Annotated in this window: 2 protein-coding genes; both read left to right on the top strand. The window is 48.9% G+C overall.

The window, feature by feature from the left end; genetic code table 11:
* Positions 1–130 precede the first annotated feature (130 nt).
* On the top strand, positions 131–787 hold the full coding sequence (locus CPT76_RS13670) for a response regulator transcription factor (protein ID WP_308737577.1): 657 nt from the start codon (positions 131–133) through the stop codon (positions 785–787).
* Positions 784–1,800, top strand: coding sequence for a sensor histidine kinase (locus tag CPT76_RS13665; protein WP_105443301.1), 1,017 nt, complete (start codon positions 784–786; stop codon positions 1,798–1,800). The genes CPT76_RS13670 and CPT76_RS13665 overlap by 4 nt, the downstream gene beginning before the upstream one ends.
* The last annotated feature ends 58 nt before the right edge of the window (positions 1,801–1,858 follow it).

Below are 1,858 nucleotides of genomic sequence, written 5' to 3'. Positions count from 1 at the left end.
AGGAAGAACCTAACGATTTTGTCACATTGGGCGGAAAAGCTGGAGGCAGGGGAGGATGTCCTTTACAATAAGGATACGATATAAGTGCGTGAGTAAAGGATGAACCGGATGAACATGAAAAATTTTGGTCGTGGAAGACGAACCCGTAATCCGGGAAATGATCGGGGACTCGCTTGCGAAATGGGGATTCGAACCGATCTTGGTCAGCGATTTCGAACAAGTGATGTCTTTGTTCAGTGAACAGGCCCCTGGACTGGTCATTCTGGATATCAACCTTCCAAAGTTCGACGGTTACTATTGGTGCAGCCGAATCAGGGAGGTATCCAAGGTACCGATCCTCTTTTTATCCTCGCGGACGACGCCGATGGACATGGTGATGGCAATGAATATGGGTGGGGACGATTTTATACAGAAGCCTTTTCATATGGACGTGCTGATGGCCAAGATCAACGCAATGCTGCGAAGAGTGTACTCCTACCTTGATGTACAAACCCATGTTATCGAGCATCAAGGCGTATTGCTGAACCTGAACGACGGGGATGTGTCCGTCGGAGAGCACCGGGCAGAGCTGACCAAAACCGAATTTATTATCCTGAACATGCTGATGCGGCATGCAGGCACGATCGTCGGACGAACGAAGATGATGCGGAGCTTGTGGGCGGACGAAAGTTTTATTGACGATAATACGCTTACCGTGAATATTGTCAGAATCCGGAAGAAGCTGGCTGACCTCGGGAAGAAGGATTATATTGTGACCAAGAAGGGGCAAGGGTATCTGATACCATGAAATTTGTGGACTATGTAAAGGTCAAAAGCTGGTTTATCGCGTTCTACATCCTGCTGATGACCGTTGTGACACTGTTTATGTATATGGATTCGGACGGCTCTTCCGGAATAGGAAACATGGTATATTTGAATATTATCTGTTTTGCCGGTGCCGCGCTGTACATGGTGATCGGCTATTATTACCGGAGACCTTACTATCAAATGCTTCAGCAAATGAAGATCAGCAAAATGGAGGAAGTAACAGCCCTCCTCCCTGAACCACAGCATCCGCAGCAAGCTATCGTTAATGAATGGGCCGGGCGGCTTCAACGCCTGCACTCTGCCCAGCTCCAGCAGCAGCTTCGTGAGAAGAAGGATCATCAGGACTTTATCATGTCATGGATTCATGAAGTAAAGCTGCCGATTACCGCGTCCAGGCTCCTGTTGGAGAACGGTATGACTCAGAATGCGGAAGCTGTCATGGACAAGCTGGAGGACGAGATCGACAAAATCGATCATTATGTGGAGCAGGCGCTCTATTATTCACGGATCGACTCGTTCAACCGGGATTACTTGATTACCGAAACCGCGCTGGAGCCATTGATTAAAGCAAGCGTCAAGAAATACGCCAAGCTGTTTATAAACAAGCGAATCCAGTTTCAGATGGCCGGCAAGCCGCTTTTCGTTCATACCGACGGCAAATGGCTGGGTTATATGATCGACCAGATCGTGTCCAACGCGCTCAAATATACCGGCGAGAACGGCCGCATCCTGTTCCGTTGTGAGGAAGATGCCGCCGAGAAGCGGCTGGTTATTGAAGACACGGGGATTGGTATCAAGGCGGAGGATCTGCCGCGTGTTTTTGATAGAGGCTTTACGGGCGGAACGGGCAGAATCGAAGCCAAATCCACGGGTATGGGGCTCTATTTGGCCCGTCAGATGGCCCTGAAGCTCAGCCACCGCCTGTCGGTTGATTCTGCCGAAGGCGAGTCGACTGCGTTTACGCTGCATTTTCATAAATTTAAGCAGGAATAGCGGACATATATTGTCGGTTATTCATAAGTTTTCTCGTAGAGCTTTAATATAATTTGGG

It is taken from the genome of Paenibacillus sp. AR247, assembly GCF_002968895.1.
In the GTDB taxonomy this organism is placed as follows: domain Bacteria; phylum Bacillota; class Bacilli; order Paenibacillales; family Paenibacillaceae; genus Paenibacillus_AQ; species Paenibacillus_AQ favisporus.
The sequence above is the reverse complement of the archived record's forward strand: the minus strand, read 5'-3'. Positions and strand labels throughout refer to the sequence as shown.

Coding starts and splice junctions, on each gene's coding strand:
- CPT76_RS13665 (WP_105443301.1), top strand. CDS start 784: ATGAAATTTGTGGACTATGTAAAGGTCAAAAGCTGGTTTATCGCGTTC.